Origin of the sequence: Thalassotalea euphylliae, from assembly GCF_003390395.1 — a bacterium.
Classification (GTDB): Bacteria; Pseudomonadota; Gammaproteobacteria; order Enterobacterales; family Alteromonadaceae; genus Thalassotalea_F; species Thalassotalea_F euphylliae_C.
Window position 1 is genome coordinate 3,279,409 of record NZ_QUOV01000001.1, and the last position, 15,558, is coordinate 3,294,966.

Below are 15,558 nucleotides of genomic sequence, written 5' to 3' on the forward strand. Positions count from 1 at the left end.
ATTACCACAACAAAGTGAGGACCATAGCAGGCCATGTTCAACCTTGATCAACAACAAATTCAATCGGTAATGTCGAGTTTTCAAATTCCAGTGAAGCCAGAAGTGCTAACGGAAATTGAAAACTTAATGGACGAGGAATACCCAGATCTGGGTAAGATCTCTGACGTAATTGCCCGTGATGTTGGTCTATCAGCCGCTATTTTAAAAGTTATCAACTCACCTTTTTACGGTATGAATCGCCGTATTTCTGAAATTAAACAAGCGGCGATGATGCTTGGGTTAACCACTATCAAAGCACTCGTAACAGCCTTATTGTTGAAAAAGTCATTCTCTGGCAATGCCAGTATTTCACTAGAGCGCTTTTGGGATGACGCTATAGATACTGCCAATGCAATGCAGTTTATTGGCAACCGTGTTAAAAACGAAGTACCTGTAGACATGCTATTTACTATTGGGCTTTTTCACGATTGCGGTATTCCTTTACTAGCGCTTAAGTATGACAACTACAAAGACATCTTAATTGCCGCTAACAATAATCACGAAAACCCAATTGCCTTAGAAGAAAAGCATTACGGCTGTAACCATGCTGTATTGGGCTATTATGTTGCGACTTCTTGGCACTTACCGAAAGATATTTGCCAATTAATTTTGCGCCACCATGACTTCAGCTTTATCAAGTCAGCGACCTGTGGCAAAGAAGAGTTAGTTTTTTGCGTATTAAAGGCAGCAGAAAACTTAACAGAAAACGTGAAACGTTATGGTAATTCACCTGATTGGCAAATTATCAGCAATCAAGCTTTATCTATTTTAGGTTTATCCGAAGAAGATTATCGCGACCTAATGGACGATTACACAGAACTTTATCACGAGCAATAATTTCGCCATTAACAAATATTGACCATTTATTAGGCGCATTCCGGTAGTAATTACTAAACTTAGCTGCTAGAATGCGCGCCGCTTTGACGACGAGTGCGTTCGTCAACCCTGTTCTTTGACATGCTGTTTTACAAATTTAAATAGGTAGCCCTATGCATCCAATGTTAAATATTGCTGTACGTGCCGCACGTTCAGCTGGAAATGTTATTGCTCGCGCATTCGAGCAGTTAGATAAAGTGGAAGTTGAGTCAAAAGGCACTAACGACTTAGTGACCAACATCGATAAACAAGCTGAACAAGTGATTATCGATACGATTCGTAAAGCTTACCCTAACCACAGTATTGTTGGTGAAGAGCACGGTATTTTAGAAGGTGAAGATACGGACTACCAATGGGTTATCGATCCACTCGATGGCACAACAAACTTTGTAAAAGGCATTCCTCACTTTGCTGTATCTATTGCTTTAAAAGTAAAAGGCAAATTAGATCAAGCGGTTATTTTTGACCCGATTCGCGGCGAACTGTTTACTGCTAGCCGTGGTAAAGGTGCGCAACTTAACGGTTTCCGTATTCGCGTATCAAATGCAAAAGAACTTAATGGCACCGTATTAGCAACTGGTTTCCCATTCAAGAAAAAACAACATACCGATGCTTACCTAAACATGTTTAAGGCAATGTTTACTAAAACTGCGGATATGCGTCGTGCTGGCTCTGCAGCGCTTGACCTAGCTTATGTTGCTGCTGGCCGTATTGATGGTTTCTTCGAAATCGGCTTAAAGCCTTGGGATACTGCCGCAGGTGAACTATTAGTTGTTGAAGCTGGTGGTTTAGTCAGTGACTTTGCTGGCGGTAACAACCACGCAAAATCAGGCAACATTGTTGCTGGCAGCACCAAAGTACTACGTGAAATCTTAAAAGATATTCGCCCTTTCCTAGGCGATAGCTTAAATAAATAGGTGAAAGCCCAAATAGGCGATAGCTTAAACAAGTAAGCAAGATTTTATAATCGAATAACTAAAAGCCGCTTACCGAAAGGTAAGCGGCTTTTTTGTCTCTTATTCTTTTTGTCTCTTACACCTGTACACCTTAGCGGACGAAACTAATTGTAACCACCAAACGAACCTGCTGGCCCCGGGAAAACTACAGGCGACTCAAAGCCATCTTTAGCAACACTGCTAACGCCAAAGAAATAGTTATCAATGACGATATTCTCTAACGTAAATTCACTTACATCACCGACATACTGGCTCTTTGTCCATGTCGGTTCAGTGGTTAAGCGCCAATGAATACGATAGCCAGCAAGATTATCAGCCATTTTACCTATCGGCTTCTCCCAGCTAAGCGTGGTTGAGGGCTGAACAGCACCTTTAATTTTTACATTGGCTGGCGGCGCTGGCGCCCATGCCATCGAAGCCAGTATCACCGCATTAAGCGAAGTTAGCTTGGCATTAAAATCAAAGTCAACTCCTGCTAAAACATCACCGTATTCACGGCCATTTTCTGTGCGCAAATCTTGGTGTTGGCGATCATAATGCTCATTGGTTTCCATAATTCTTACCGCTGGAAAACCCACTTCATTAAATGGGCGATGATGGCCGCCGCGACGGAAACGGTCTAAACGATAAACCATCATCACGTCTAGATTGGGAATATAATCATCGGCGATTTTATCAATGTAGCGAGCAACATTACGTGATGGTGAATCTACTTCGCCACCAGTAAAACGACGTAATCTCGCTTCTTCTGGTGTTTCAACAACGCGTACTCCTTCAGAAAATACTCTTGCTGTCGTGTTATTAATCACCCCATTAATACCCGTGATATTGCCTATCATGTCGTTATTAATGACCGCTTCAACGCGCCAGTTTTCTTGTTTGGCGATATCAGCCATAATTTTGCCACCAAACAAGCCCTGCTCTTCACCTGAAAGCGCGGCATACACAATAGTGCCATCGAACTTGTATTGCGAAAGCACTCGCGCTGCTTCTATCGCGCCAGCAACACCTGTAGCATTGTCATTGGCACCGGGTGAATCACTGGTAAAGTCGAGAGGGTCACTCACCCTTGAATCTATATCACCGCTCATCACAATATAACGATTAGGGTCGGTTTGGCCGCGTTGTATCGCCAGCACGTTTACCACTTCAGTTGGGTTAGGAATTCTTGTTTCACCCGAAAAAGTGCGTTTTTGATAGACCACTTCCAAACAGCCACCACATTCAGCTGATATTTTTTCAAACTCCGCCTTTATCCAACGTCGTGCAGCGCCAATACCACGGCTATCAGACTTTGTTTCTGACAAGGTATGGCGTGTACCAAAACTCACTAACTTAGTCACATCTTGCTTTAATCGCTCAGCGCTTATCTGCTTTTGAATGTCACGCAGCACAAGCTGCTCACTAGGTGGTACCTGCACAGCACTAGCTGCAGCACTGACGAATATTGCACAAATAGCACTAGCTATTAGGCTGATATTTTTTGCATAAGTTGCTGAAGGGCGCTTTAAATTAACATGCGCTTGAGGACTCAATTGTAGACTCATAAGAAGGCCTTACCTTTTATAATCGTTATTAGTAATGGCAACCACGTTACCTGCTAAGCTAAATATCGAATAGTTTAATCAGCTTAATCGTCAGTTTATTGAGATAAACGTCTAGTCACCAAGACTTATATTTAAAATTGATATATAAAACCAAGTTTAAATATAGATAGTGTTATAAGAGGTGTTAGAATGGAACATAATTCAGCACGTCAGTAGTAGGTCAGTGTCGTTATGCCAAAAAATTTCAATCCGAACAAACAAGCTTTTACCGCAGGAGAAGCTGCCTTAGTCGGTGCCGGTCCTGGCGATCCTGACTTGCTGACCCTGCAAGCCTATCGTTTTATTACTCAGGCAGAAGTCGCGATATACGATCGATTGGTCAGTGATGAAATAATGGCGCTGTTACCCGAAGGTTGTGAAAAAATTTATGTGGGTAAGAAGCAAGCTGAGCATAAAGTACCGCAAACGCGCATTAATGAAATTATTGTTGAACAAGCTAAGTTAGGTAAACGAGTAGTCCGCTTAAAAGGTGGCGACCCATTCGTCTTTGGTCGTGGTGGCGAAGAAGCGCAATACGCACTCAGCCAAGGAGTGGCCTGCCATATTGTCCCGGGCATGACAGCCGCATCTTCTTGCGCGGCTTATGCAGGTATTCCGCTGACTCACCGTCAAGTGTCACGCGCGTGCACCTTAATTACTGGCCATGTCCAAAATGATGGCAGCTTAGATTTACCCTGGTCATCACTGCAAGATCAGCAGCAAACCATTGTTTTTTACATGGGCGTAAAAACACTCGGTACGATAGTACAGCAGTTAAGGAAAGCAGGACGACCACTATCAACCCCTGTCGCGTTAATTGAACGCGGCACCACACAAGCGCAAAAACTAGTGAAAGGCACTTTGGAAAATATTGAAGCCTTAGTAGCAGAGCACCATATCAAACCGCCATCATTGATTATAATCGGCGATGTGGTAACCACCTTTGAACAAGCACAACTTGCTAACTTAGGTTACCTTTTACCGAGTAACAAATAGTACCAAGCAACAACGAGTACCAAGCAACAAATAGTGCTAAGTCACTATTAACTCAGATAAAGCAAGCTATAGCACAACCAAAAAGAGCGACAATAAGTCGCTCTTTTTCGATTAGTATAGATATCAAATAGTACTCGCAGCTTTAATTACTGCCTGTATTATTCGCATTGTTCCCTAAACGTGGCTTAGGCTTGTTCCCTTGTGGACTATTCGCGTATGGGTTGTTTCCTTTATTGCCGCTGCGGGCACCACTGCGAGCACCACCGCGCTGCTTGCTTGACGAAGCAGAGTTTGGCTTACCACCTTTCTTATTTTGGCGAGTTTCTGAATTCTTGCTAGTGCCACCTTTATGCTTGTCATCAGCACTTTTTGCATTTGGCTTTCTACTCTTACTGGAGTTATTGCCATGCTTAGGCTTGGCATCCGTTTTCTGTTGCGATTTTGGCGCTTTACGCACTTCACTAGTATTGCTTTGTGTCTGCTTACCCGTTTTCACACTAGGCTTGTGATTAGCTTCAGGCGTTTTAGCTTTTTTTGGCTTTTTCGGTTTCTTTTTCTTTAATGGTCTGATCGGGCGTGATTCATCTAGTGGATTCGCTGGCGTAAAACCATCAACTTCTTTTCTCGGAATGTGCTGCTGAATAACGTGTTCGATATCAACTAATTGCTTATATTCATCTGCTGCAACCAATGAAATCGCTTCACCGTCAACACCCGCGCGACCCGTTCGACCGATACGGTGAACATAATCTTCCTGCACATTGGGTAGCTCAAAATTAACCACTACTGGTAACTGGCTAATATCAATACCACGAGCGGCAATATCAGTCGCCACTAACACTTGAATGGTTTTGTCTTTAAACTGAGCAAGTGCTTTGGTGCGTGCCCCTTGGCTTTTATTGCCGTGGATTGCCAATGCTTTATGGCCTTGACCGTCAAGGTAACGAGTTAAACGGTTAGCTCCGTGTTTAGTGCGGGTAAAAACCAAGACTTGTGACCACTGTTGCTCGGTAATCAGCTTATCTAGTAAAGCCGGTTTCTTCTTTTTATCAACCGCTACTAACCAATGTTCAATGGTGGCAGCAGTCGTGTTCTCTTGAGCAACCGATATTTCCACAGGCTGCTTTACTAAGGTCTTGGCTAACTCGCGAATTTCTGGTGAGAAAGTCGCTGAAAACAGCAAGCTTTGGCGCTGCTTCGGCAGTAAGGCTAATATTTTTTTGATATCGCGAATAAAGCCCATGTCTAGCATGCGATCAGCTTCATCAAGCACGACGGCTTCAAGTTCATCAAACTTAACAGCATTTTGCTGATATAAATCTAGCAAACGGCCCGGCGTTGCGGTCAGCACTTCAACCCCAGCGCGCAAGCGCATCATTTGTGGGTTAATTTTAACACCGCCAAAAACCACATCACTGCGAATATTTAAATGTTGACTGTAACGCGACACATTATCTGCAACCTGCGCCGCTAGCTCGCGCGTCGGCGTTAATACTAAAACTTTTACTTGGTTCGCTGACGAACGTGATTTGTTGCTTGCTAGCTGATGCAAAATGGGCAAGGTAAAGCCCGCAGTTTTACCTGTGCCGGTTTGCGCGGCCGCCATGATATCACGGCCAGTAAGAATCGCAGGGATCGCTTTCGCTTGAATGGGAGAAGGTGTTTGATAGCCTTGCTCAGTTACCGCTTGAACTAATTCAGGTAATAAGCCTAATGCTGAAAACGACATAGAATTCCTTAACGCAAGCCACCCCGAATAATTTCTTGGCAGCAGATAATAAAAAAGCGCGGCAGTCTATCATATTCACAGCTACCGCGCTTATTAATTAAACGTTAAAAATTGTTTGTCTATGCCTGTTAGCTATAGCTGACGATTTAACCAAAGAATAATCGCCATAACCAGCCATGATCTAATTCTTCTTCACAGCTTTTTAATTGGCTGGAATAGCGGCGAGCACGATTGTCTACCTTACGCGACACCTTCACCAACCAAGGTTTTTTCTTGTAGGTTTTACGTTTAAAGCCGCCCCAGCCTTCGTGATAGTTCAAGTACTGATTGTAGGCATCCCATTTTGATACTTTATTGATTTTTTGCGTTTTAAATATAAACCAGCCCATAAAATCAATTGCATCATCAAAGTCATCGCGATCGGCACCCGAATTATCAGTTTCGCGAATGTAGTCATCCCATGTCATCGTCTTAGCCTGAGAGTAACCGTAGGCACTGCTTACGCGCCCCCATGGAATAAAACCAAGCAAGTAATCACGTGGTGGTAGCGCATCATGCCTAAAGGAGCTTTCTTGATACATCATCGCCATTGGCACATGAATAGGAACGCCCCAACGCTCACGCGCATCTTTTGCAGCAAAATACCAATCGCGGTGCTCGCGAAAGATTTCACAGATATTTTCAGGATTTTTTGGAGGAGGCGTTGCACAGCCAGCAAGTAATATTGTGCTGAGCAAGCTAATCAGAAACAGCTTAGTTTTACGCATAAAACAACTAAATTGAAAAAGTAAGCGACTTGGTAGGGTTATGATGCCAGAGCATTAAAAAAAAATCTTACCTTTCTTGGAACTTTTTGTTTTTACATCACTCTTACTAAACGAGAGACTTTTGTTATATTCCCCTTTTGGATATTCATCGCGCTATTCTTTTTAAGCATAGCGCGTTTTTTTTGCCCTGAATTTGCTGCCCAAATCACTATTCAAAACTTAGCCACACATCTCACTTTTACTTTTCTTAAAATTTTTTCAATTTAATTGAACTTTACTATCAAGCATGACTCAAACAAAGTGAGAGAATTACTCCCTTAGTGTTTTTATGTTTTTGAGCGCGTTTACCTGATAGCAGTGTAAACGCGTTTTTTTTGCCTGTTATTTATCTCTGCTTTTATCTCAGCTTTCGACAATTCTTATTGTTTAACAAAAAAGCCAAAACTTTGTGAACTTTTAGCGCAATACCCTGTCCTAATAATTGAGAGACTTATTTTCCCTTAGTGTTTCATGAGATTTGATGCGTTTAACTGATTTTTACCAGTAAACGCATTTTTTTTGTCTGAAATTTGAGAGTTCTTGAAAAGTTAGAGAAAAGTTAAATAAGAACAACAAGTTGCCAGTAGATTCAGAAAATAAGTTAGCGATTATAAAAACATAACAGAAATATATCGAACATTTTTTGAACTAACCGGATTAGTACTGGTCGAAGTGTTTGAGAGCAAAACCTCCCTGGACTGCTTTCATATTTTAGTAGCGCGTTGCCCTAACGCGCTTTTTTTTGTCTGGTACTTTCGTCTGATAGTTTTCTGAACAGTGCCTAACAATTCGCGACATGACTTTTGGTAAGTGTGTTTGAATTATCGAAAAAAGAGCTAGAGGTAACCCTAGCTCCCATTATGCTTTGAAATAATCAGCTAAGAAGCTATCAAAGTCTCGCGTATCGTTTTCTTCAATCGCTTTTTGATCAAGGTGAGATTGTTTTGCCGCTTGCGTTAACATCTCCAGATCAAATGTTTGATAACCATTAGCCATTTGCTGTTCGCGGTATTCACTCGCTTTACCTAATGCTAATGCTGTGTATTTCGCTTCTTGGTTAACCACCATATCTACTAGCTTCGCAGAAGGCGTTAAGCTCGCATCTTTAACTTTGGCAAACTCGCTGCTCGTCACCACTTGGTAATCGTCCGCACCGTAGGCCTTATCTAACAGCTTAGCCACTTGCATAAACTCTTCAAATAGCTCACCACCCCACTCTGGGATGGTTTTACATTGATTGTCATCGTTAAGCTTTAGCTCAGGTTCACGGCCGCGCAGCACCACTTTATCCATATTGTGCTCATAGCGTTTTTGTAGCTCAGCTGTCATCTCTGGGCTAGGTGCTAGTGCACAGTAGGTTAAAAATACATCGAGGAAACGCATTTGCTCAAGGCTAATGCCCGTTGCGGAGAATGGGTTAACATCTAACGCACGCACTTCAATATATTCAACACCGCGACGCTGCAATGCTTCTGAAGGCTTTTCTCCTGACTCCGCTACGCGTTTAGGACGAATAGGCGCGTACAGTTCATTTTCAATTTGCAAGACATTGCTGTTTAGTTGGCGATATTCACCATCTACCTTAACGCCAATTTTATCAAAATCATCCGAAGCCAATGAAATTGCTTCTTTAACGCCTTCAACATATGAGGCTAAATTGTTGTAGCAAATATTCAGCGCTGATTGTGCGCTATTGGTATAACCTAAATCACTCATGCGCAGCGACGTGGCATGCTCTAAATACAGATAACCCGTTTTAGAGCGTTTGAATGGCAATTGATGTGGCTTGTCTTGCAAGAACGAACTACACAGTATCGGAGAGCTGCCAAACAAGTAAGGAATTAACCAGCACAATCGTTTGTAATTGCGAATAAGTGCAAAGTAGCGCTCTGAAACAAAGGTTTGTAAATCTCGTGTATCACCATCTATCTGCTGAATAGCACGCCAAAAATCTTCAGAAAAAGAAAAGTTAAAATGAATGCCTGCGATTACCTGCATCATGCTGCCATAGCGGTTTTTCAGCCCTTGGCGATATACGGTTTTCATACGACCAACGTTAGAGCTGCCGTATTGCGCGAGCGGAATTTGGTCATCGTCTTCAACAAAGCACGGCATACTTAATGGCCATAACAACTCACCATCAATATTTTCGTAGGCATACTTTTGAATATCTTCCAGTTGAGCGATGGTTTGCTCTGCTGAGCCACTTACTGGCGTAATAAACTCAAGTAAGGTTTCTGAATAGTCAGTCGTAATGTATGGATGTGTTAGGGCGGATCCTAAACTTTCGCGATGAGGCTGAGTTGATAGCCTTCCCTCACTTACCACCCGCAAAGCTTCACGCTCAACACCACGCTTGATTCCTGAAACGGCAGCTAAATGTTCATCGGCTGATAAGGCTTGTAAATACTGATTAAGAGATGAGGTCAAAATGGCTCCGCCGCCTAGCGTATAATTCGAATTGGTTACAATGTAAGGGTAATTGATGATAATTCAATACGCTAGCTAGTAAACTTTACCAAAAGTTACAAAATAAAAAGGTGCGCCCAGTGTCAATGGGTGCGAAAATAACCCTGATTATTAGTATTTCGTATAAACAGCCCAATTTAAAGAACACTTTATGCAAGACTCCGCTCTCAGTTTACTTCCTCCATTTGTCGCCATTTTAATTGCCGTTTGGCGACGCAATGCCTTAATGGCACTGCTCGTTGGTGTACTACTTAGTCATTTAATGGTTGCGAACTGGCAACCGATGAGTGGTGCATCAGGTGCGATTTCCGGCTTTGCTGACGTGTTTTCATCAACGGGTAATGTATATATTATTTGTTTCAGTTTATTAATTGGCGCTATGGTGAAGCTGCTCAGTGAAGCTGGCGCGGTTAATGGCTTTATTGAACACTTAGCTAAGTTAAAACTCGTTAAAACCAAGCGCCAAGCCAGCATGTTACCGACACTGATTGGTTCCAGTATTTTCACCGATACAAACCTGAGTATGTTCACTGCCGGCATGGCAAGCCAGCAGTTATTCGACCGCCATAAACTAAGTCGAGCTCGCTTGGCTTATTTGCTCGATTCAACCTGCGCCCCGATAAGTATTTTGTTCTTAATTAATGGCTGGGGCGCTTATGTTCTTGGTTTGCTAGATGGATTTAGTTTTGACGATCCAGTTAGCGTATTAATTGGCACAATAGGCTATAACTTTTATGCCATTATTGCCGTTGCTCTGGCCTATTACACCGCATACTCAGGTAAAGCTTTTGGCCCTCTGGCAAACGCAACAAGCATAGTGAACACGGCAACTGAGTCAAGCGACACAAAAATTGGCCCTGCACGCGTGATGTGGGTGCCATTAATTGCACTACTAGCAATTACTTTAACCTTGTTATTTATCACGGGTGACGGCGACATGCGTCGCGGCTCTGGCTCATTCTCAGTGTTTTGGGCCATCGTTAGTAGCTGCGTGTTAGTAATTGGCATGATCAGCTATTACCGCCTACTTAGTGCACAAGCAATGGCTAAAATATTCGTTAATGGCCTTTGGTATATGGCACCTGTGGTAATGATTCTAGTGTTGTCATTTGCCTTTGGTGATGTCATTAAAGCGCTTGGTACTGGCACTTATGTTAGTGAATTAATGCAGGTGGAAGTCCCACTATTTTTAATTGCGCCAATTATCTTTTTAGTTGCTGCGGTAATGGCATTTGCCACCGGCACCTCGTGGGGTACTTTTGCCATCTTGATCCCAATTGCTGTGCCAATTGCCATGCAAACTGGGCTGCCCGTGTCTTTCCTTGTTGCGGCTGTGCTAGGTGGCGGTATTTTTGGTGATCATTCTTCGCCGATTTCAGACACCACAGTGGTTGCTTCTATTGCCAGCGGCTGTGATCATTACGAACACGTAAAAACCCAGCTACCTTATGCCTTGTTTGGCGCCATGTTAACCATAGTGATCTACATCTTGATTGGTCTTAGCTTTTAATGGCTTATGAGTTTGAGTTGGTTGACGAACAACCAGATTTTGTACTAGTAAACAAAGCGCCAAACGTTAACTTTCACGATGAAGGTGAGCTTGGCGCAGGCTTGTTTTCACAAGTAAAAAGCCAGCTTGAACTGACCGAGCTTTACCCGGTTCATCGACTAGACAAGCTAACTTCAGGCTTAGTTATCTTTGCCAAAAACCTTGCTGCAGCGCGTACCTTTGAGCAGCTTTTTCGTGAACATCAAATTGATAAGTATTACATTGCGTTAAGCGATAAAAAGCCGAAAAAAAAGCAAGGATTAATCAAAGGCGATATGGCGAAAAGCCGCCGTGGTATGTGGAAGTTAATGCGTACTATGGAAAACCCAGCGATTACTCAGTTTTTTAGCACCAGCTTAATTGCCGGCCTGCGCGCTTATTTGCTTAAACCACACAGTGGCAAGACTCACCAGATTCGCGTTGCACTAAGCAGTATTGGTGCGCCCATACTAGGAGATACTTTGTACGGTAATCCTGGTTCAGAAAAGTTTGTTGCCGATCGCGGTTACCTACACGCCTACGCGCTGCGTTTTACTTATCAAGATAAACTGTTTGACTACCTTCAAACACCGAATTTTGGAGAGCATTTTCAGTCTGCTGAGGCGTTAGCATGGCTTTCGAGTACTTCGCCACCATGGCAACAAGCTTGGCCCAAGTGCTAGAAACTTTGCTAAATAACCTCAGCTCTGGATAACTAATGTGCTTCTAGCGGCTATTTTTACTGCTACCAGCGTTAAATTTGCTTGCAATAGACCAGCTATTGACGCGCAAATTTGCCTTGATATCAGCAAAAATTTCTCGCAAGAAGATAAAAACCAACATCAGTATTTGAATTGATTTGTTATTCACTATTTCTTATCCAAACCTGAGGTTAAATAAAAATGGCAGTCAATTGACTGCCATTTTTATTTGGAACATTACAGCAAGCTGTGAACAAACACGCCACCAATTGCCACAGGGCAAACAAATTTGGTGTACCACGGCCAGACTTTCCAGAACAAGCTGTCTTCAACCGTTTCATTACCTTGCTTTATTTCGGCCAATAGTGAGCTACGTTGCCAGATCCAGCCAGCAAACACACAGCAAAGCATGGCAATAATTGGCTGACCATATTCTGTTGAAAGGGTCGCCACAAAACCTAACATCACACCTAGATTTGAAATAATACCGAAGCTTATGAGTAAAATAACCAAGCCAATGATGGTTGTTGCCTTCTTGCGATCGATATTATGGCGCTCAACCGCATAGGAAACTGGCCCTTCAAGCATTGAAATAGACGAAGTTAGCGCAGCAATAGACATTAACAAGAAGAAGGCTAAACCAATAAACAAACCTAAACCGCCCATACCATCAAACAGGCTAGGTAACACGGTAAACACTAAAGTCGGCCCTGCAATTAAGCTGCCGTCGTCAGCAAAAATTTGCACGCCTTGTGCTTGTGCGACATACATCGCAGGGATAATTAACAAGCCAGCAAGGAAAGCAATAGAAACGTCAATCAGGGTAACTTGCGCCCCTATGGTGACCATGTTTTCTTTCTTGGCAATATAAGAGCCGTAAATCACCATCACCGAGGTACCAAGTGACAATGAGAAGAATGCCTGACCTAAAGCACTAACCAGTAGGTTCGGCTCTAACACGCGGCTGATATCAGGGTTTAGATAAGCTTCTAACCCTTGCATTGCACCGTCTAGGGTCATGACATAGCCAATCAGCAATATCAGTAAGCCGATCATCATTGGCATTAAGCGCTTTGACCATTTTTCGATGCCTTGCTCGACACCGCGGCGAATAATAAACACGGTGAGAAACATAAATAAGGTGGTAAAAAAGACATTACGGGCAACGGAGTCGCTCACCGCCCAAGACGCAATAGATTGCAATCCGGCGATTTCAGCGGCAGATTCAACGGCAAACGACATCATCCAGCCGGCTAAAATGCCGTAAAAACTCAAAATGAGTGAGGCACAGATAATACCGCCAAAGCCAACAATAAATGCAAAGCGCTTTTGCCAAGCCTTACGCGACATTTTTTGTAAGCTAGTAACGGCATTTGCTTGGCCATAGCGACCAATTAATATTTCTGCCATGAAAGCGGGATATGCTAAACAAAACGCCAGCACTAAATACACTAGTACGAACGCTGCACCACCATTGCTAGCAGTTTGTGTAGGAAAGCCCCAAACGTTACCCAGACCAACCGCAGAGCCTGCGGCCGCCATAATAAACCCGATGCGCGAGCTAAACTCGCCTCTAGAAACAGCCATAAACTATCTACTTTTATTATTATATTTACGTTGTTAGCGACATAATTTACGTAAAACCGACCCGCGAAGACAAGCCAGTGGCGTAAAATTGTTGACTGACAACTTAAATAGACTGTGCACAATAATGTGCACAAAGATCAATCAATTTCTTTACAGGTAGGCAATCAGCTAGCTTGTAATAGCCCAATGCAACATATTTCCTGTAAATAGGCGCAACAAAAAACGAGCTTAACGCTCGTTTCTTGTTTACATTTTTGGCTAGTCGCGGAAGTTGTTAAACTGGAATGGCTGGTCTAACTCTGCTTCACGTACTAACTGCATCACCGCTTGCAAATCGTCACGCTTTTTACCGGTAACGCGCACTTGTTCACCTTGAATAGCTGCTTGAACTTTGATTTTGCTATCTTTAATCAACTTAACAACTTTCTTAGCCACGTCTTTTTCAATGCCTTCTTGAAAAGTAACACGTTGCGTACAGTTCTTGCCAGAAAACTCAGGATCAGAGATTTGCATTGCTCTCGGGTCGATTTGTCGTTTAACTAATTGATTACGTAAAATATCAACCATTTGCTTAACCTGAAAATCACCTTCAGCTTTTACTGCCACTGCTGGCGATTTCCACTCAAAGCTCGCTTCTACTCCGCGAAAATCGAAACGAGTGCTTAACTCACGTGTTGAATTTTCCGTGGCATTGCGCACTTCTTCTAAATTAATTTCTGAAACAATATCAAATGACGGCATAGTGTGCCCTTCGCTAAAATTTTTCGCCAGTTTATCAAAATAGCCAATAATTTCTAACTAACTCAACCGTTTTTTCTTACCTTTGCCATGATATGATGATGCTTTAATTTAATTGCCAACTATCAGGCACAATTTAAGCTCTGCTGAGATAGTTTAAACACAACGTTAAGAAATAATTTAGTTTGAAAAATCTCCATCACATTCTATTTTTTCTCATACTTGCACTTACCAGTATCGCATTCTTTTTCTCACCAGAATTGCGCGACATTGTCGTGAGCAATACGCAAATCGACACGATAGGCCATGCCATCGGTTTTTTCGTGCTGACATGGCTAACCAGTAGTTTATTCAAACTACCTGCTTGGCCACTGACCATAGCGTTAATTGGCTATGCAGCACTCAGTGAAGTCGCACAATACTCTTTAGGTTTTAGAAATGGCGAATTTAAAGATTTTGTTGGCGATACAATTGGCATTTTACTCTTTATGTTACTGAAATGGTTATGGTTAGTTTACGGTCCAGCCAATACCGCGAGTGTTGAGACCCAAAGCAAAAGCCAAATGAAAGTATGAGTAAAACACCTGAGATGAAAGCTTCCGACCCAGCAACTGACAAGTGTAAGCATTTAAACATTGTGGTGGCTGGACAAGGCGCTATTGGCTCACTTTGGTGTTGGTATTTAAATCAATGCTCGGCGGTCAATTTGTCTCTCGTCACCCGAGCATTCTCCTCTCCTACTTGCCTTGCTATTCCTACGTTAAAAAAACAGCTCAGTTTTAGCCATTACAACGGTCAAGGTTACCAATATAACTGCCTCCTAGCCGATGACGAAACACTAAACAATGCTGACCTGCTTGTGGTGTGTTTAAAATCCTACGATGCTGCACAGCTCGTTAATAACATCGCCAGTAAATTAGCACCGACAACCGATATTTTATTAGTGCACAACGGCATGGGCGTATACGAAGCGCTGTCTACTGGAATTAAAACAACACATAACATCTATACATGCCTAACCACCCACGGCGCATTTCGACCAACAAAAAGCCACGTAATTCATACCGGCTTAGGTAGTTTTGATATGGGTCGTCATGCTTTCGTACAAAACGAACCAGCACCTTGGTTTAACGCCCTGAAATGCGCACTCTCTAATGCGCATTGGCAAACAGATATCAAAACCAAGCAATGGCAAAAATTAGCGATTAACTGCGTGATTAACCCATTAACGGCGCTTAACAATGTGTGCAATGGTGAAATTACCCAAGTTCAATATTTGCCGCAGATATCAGCCATCGCGAAAGAGGTATCGGAAGTTGCGAATAGCCAAGGCATTACGCTTGAAGCGAACACTATTGTTGAGCAAGCATTAGCGGTTGCTCAAGCCACGGCCAACAATGTTTCATCAACATTAGCGGATGTTCGCGCTCATCGAACAACCGAAATCAATGCCATTAATGGCTATATTTGTCAGTTAGCGATAGAGGCAGGTATTAGTGTTCCGAGCAACTCGGCATTAGTTGAGCAGGTGAATGCGTTATGAATGA

At 42.8% G+C, this 15,558-nt stretch carries 13 protein-coding genes; 7 read left to right on the forward strand and 6 right to left on the reverse strand.

Annotated features, from left to right (window positions below; translation table 11 throughout):
- Nucleotides 1-33: 33 nt before the first annotated feature.
- Both DXX92_RS14560 and suhB read left to right on the forward strand, forming a co-directional pair.
- On the forward strand, nt 34-876 hold the full coding sequence (locus DXX92_RS14560; protein ID WP_116001103.1) for an HDOD domain-containing protein: 843 nt from the start codon (nt 34-36) through the stop codon (nt 874-876).
- A 152-nt stretch (nt 877-1,028) separates the two neighbouring features.
- The gene (gene suhB / locus DXX92_RS14565) at nt 1,029-1,832 is read left to right on the forward strand and encodes an inositol-1-monophosphatase (protein ID WP_116001104.1); all 804 of its coding nucleotides are present in this window, start codon (nt 1,029-1,031) and stop codon (nt 1,830-1,832) included.
- Nucleotides 1,833-1,975: 143 nt separating this feature from the next.
- Here the strand turns inward: suhB and DXX92_RS14570 are convergent, their stop codons facing one another.
- A complete protein-coding gene (locus DXX92_RS14570) occupies nt 1,976-3,418 on the reverse strand; it encodes a M28 family peptidase (RefSeq protein WP_116001105.1) in 1,443 nt (480 codons plus the stop codon).
- 231 nt (nt 3,419-3,649) lie between these two features.
- Between DXX92_RS14570 and cobA the strand changes: the two genes are divergently transcribed.
- Entirely contained in the window at nt 3,650-4,453 is an 804-nt protein-coding gene (cobA, locus tag DXX92_RS14575; protein WP_116001106.1) for a uroporphyrinogen-III C-methyltransferase, read from the forward strand.
- A gap of 142 nt (nt 4,454-4,595) precedes the next feature.
- Here cobA and DXX92_RS14580 read toward each other — a convergent pair whose 3' ends face one another.
- From DXX92_RS14580 to gshA, 3 genes are all read right to left on the reverse strand, one after another.
- Entirely contained in the window at nt 4,596-6,182 is a 1,587-nt protein-coding gene (locus DXX92_RS14580) for a DEAD/DEAH box helicase (protein ID WP_116001107.1), read from the reverse strand.
- Nucleotides 6,183-6,328: 146 nt separating this feature from the next.
- Nucleotides 6,329-6,949, reverse strand: a complete 621-nt coding sequence (locus DXX92_RS14585) for a hypothetical protein (RefSeq protein WP_116001108.1) — start codon at nt 6,947-6,949, stop codon at nt 6,329-6,331.
- A gap of 897 nt (nt 6,950-7,846) precedes the next feature.
- Nucleotides 7,847-9,418 carry a glutamate--cysteine ligase gene (gene gshA, locus DXX92_RS14590; RefSeq protein ID WP_116001109.1) on the reverse strand — a complete coding sequence of 524 codons (1,572 nt, stop codon included), beginning with the start codon at nt 9,416-9,418 and terminating at the stop codon, nt 7,847-7,849.
- A gap of 190 nt (nt 9,419-9,608) precedes the next feature.
- Here gshA and DXX92_RS14595 point away from each other — a divergent pair, with 190 nt between their 5' ends.
- Both DXX92_RS14595 and DXX92_RS14600 read left to right on the forward strand, forming a co-directional pair.
- Nucleotides 9,609-10,967 (forward strand): Na+/H+ antiporter NhaC family protein, encoded by a 1,359-nt coding sequence (locus DXX92_RS14595; RefSeq protein ID WP_116001110.1) that lies wholly within the window; start codon nt 9,609-9,611, stop codon nt 10,965-10,967.
- Complete coding sequence (locus DXX92_RS14600; protein ID WP_116001111.1) at nt 10,967-11,668, forward strand: TIGR01621 family pseudouridine synthase; 702 nt, start codon at nt 10,967-10,969, stop codon at nt 11,666-11,668. The genes DXX92_RS14595 and DXX92_RS14600 overlap by 1 nt, the downstream gene beginning before the upstream one ends.
- 255 nt (nt 11,669-11,923) lie before the next feature.
- On the opposite strand, the gene DXX92_RS14605 is transcribed toward DXX92_RS14600, so the two are convergent.
- Together DXX92_RS14605 and DXX92_RS14610 are read right to left on the reverse strand one after the other, a co-directional pair.
- Nucleotides 11,924-13,273: a sodium-dependent transporter gene (locus DXX92_RS14605; RefSeq protein WP_116001112.1), complete on the reverse strand. Its 1,350-nt coding sequence runs from the start codon at nt 13,271-13,273 to the stop codon at nt 11,924-11,926.
- Between the two features lie 258 nt (nt 13,274-13,531).
- A complete protein-coding gene (locus tag DXX92_RS14610; RefSeq protein WP_116001113.1) occupies nt 13,532-14,014 on the reverse strand; it encodes a YajQ family cyclic di-GMP-binding protein in 483 nt (160 codons plus the stop codon).
- A gap of 182 nt (nt 14,015-14,196) precedes the next feature.
- Here DXX92_RS14610 and DXX92_RS14615 point away from each other — a divergent pair, with 182 nt between their 5' ends.
- Complete coding sequence (locus DXX92_RS14615; RefSeq protein ID WP_147301970.1) at nt 14,197-14,586, forward strand: VanZ family protein; 390 nt, start codon at nt 14,197-14,199, stop codon at nt 14,584-14,586.
- Nucleotides 14,583-15,554, forward strand: a complete 972-nt coding sequence (locus DXX92_RS14620; protein WP_116001115.1) for a ketopantoate reductase family protein — start codon at nt 14,583-14,585, stop codon at nt 15,552-15,554. The genes DXX92_RS14615 and DXX92_RS14620 overlap by 4 nt, the downstream gene beginning before the upstream one ends.
- Nucleotides 15,555-15,558 lie beyond the last annotated feature (4 nt).

Bases quoted from the DNA above. Each gene is read 5' to 3' on its own strand.
- DXX92_RS14585 (WP_116001108.1), bottom strand. From the start codon at position 6,949: ATGCGTAAAACTAAGCTGTTTCTGATTAGCTTGCTCAGCACAATATTA.
- suhB (WP_116001104.1), top strand. From the start codon at position 1,029: ATGCATCCAATGTTAAATATTGCTGTACGTGCCGCACGTTCAGCTGGA.
- DXX92_RS14595 (WP_116001110.1), top strand. From the start codon at position 9,609: ATGCAAGACTCCGCTCTCAGTTTACTTCCTCCATTTGTCGCCATTTTA.
- DXX92_RS14570 (WP_116001105.1), bottom strand. From the start codon at position 3,418: ATGAGTCTACAATTGAGTCCTCAAGCGCATGTTAATTTAAAGCGCCCT.
- DXX92_RS14560 (WP_116001103.1), top strand. From the start codon at position 34: ATGTTCAACCTTGATCAACAACAAATTCAATCGGTAATGTCGAGTTTT.
- DXX92_RS14620 (WP_116001115.1), top strand. From the start codon at position 14,583: ATGAGTAAAACACCTGAGATGAAAGCTTCCGACCCAGCAACTGACAAG.
- DXX92_RS14580 (WP_116001107.1), bottom strand. From the start codon at position 6,182: ATGTCGTTTTCAGCATTAGGCTTATTACCTGAATTAGTTCAAGCGGTA.
- DXX92_RS14600 (WP_116001111.1), top strand. From the start codon at position 10,967: ATGGCTTATGAGTTTGAGTTGGTTGACGAACAACCAGATTTTGTACTA.
- DXX92_RS14610 (WP_116001113.1), bottom strand. From the start codon at position 14,014: ATGCCGTCATTTGATATTGTTTCAGAAATTAATTTAGAAGAAGTGCGC.
- DXX92_RS14605 (WP_116001112.1), bottom strand. From the start codon at position 13,273: ATGGCTGTTTCTAGAGGCGAGTTTAGCTCGCGCATCGGGTTTATTATG.
- cobA (WP_116001106.1), top strand. From the start codon at position 3,650: ATGCCAAAAAATTTCAATCCGAACAAACAAGCTTTTACCGCAGGAGAA.